1 protein-coding gene is annotated in these 613 nt (G+C 60.7%); it reads right to left on the bottom strand.

Annotated features, from left to right (window positions below; genetic code table 11):
- Positions 1 to 613: sulfite exporter TauE/SafE family protein (locus FG93_RS01090; protein ID WP_043230948.1), on the bottom strand; the 613-nt coding region annotated here is incomplete at both ends.

The raw sequence follows: 613 nt of genomic DNA on the forward strand, positions 1-613 counted from the left end.
CAGCGGATATCAGCAGGATAAATGCAAGCCCCGGAAGCAGCACCCCGCTTGGAACGAAGCCTAGCAATTGACCACCAATGAAGGTGCCAACGATAGAACCCGCCGCCATGATCACCAGGAATGTCTTGTTCTTGGCGATGACCGAAAAGCTTTGGTCGCGACTGTAGCGCGCGAAGCCGACGATCATGGTCGGGAGGCTCACCGCAAGCGACAGGCTACCGGCGAGCTTGATATCGGCGCCGAACAACAGGACCAGGGTCGGGATAAGCAACTCACCGCCCGCCACTCCCATCAGTGAAGCTACGACGCCAATGAGGAAACCGGCGACGATTCCGGCGATAAGCTGCGCGGCACCGGTTAGCGCTGCGCCATGAGAGGATGTGTCATGGCCGACCAGCAACACAGCCGCGATGGCGACCAGCAGCAACGCAATGACGCGATAGAGCGACTCGGACCGCAGCTTCGTAGCCCAGCCAGCACCGAACCAGGCGCCGAGAAGGCTGCCTGCAAGTAGGTTGAGGATGACGGGCCAATGTGCCGCGACTTCTGTTGCCGGAACCGTGCCGGCCCGAAAGGGAAGAGCGGATGCAACCACCACGAGGCTCATTGCCTT

This window comes from Allobosea sp. LC85, assembly GCF_000735605.1.
Taxonomy (GTDB): domain Bacteria; phylum Pseudomonadota; class Alphaproteobacteria; order Rhizobiales; family Beijerinckiaceae; genus Allobosea.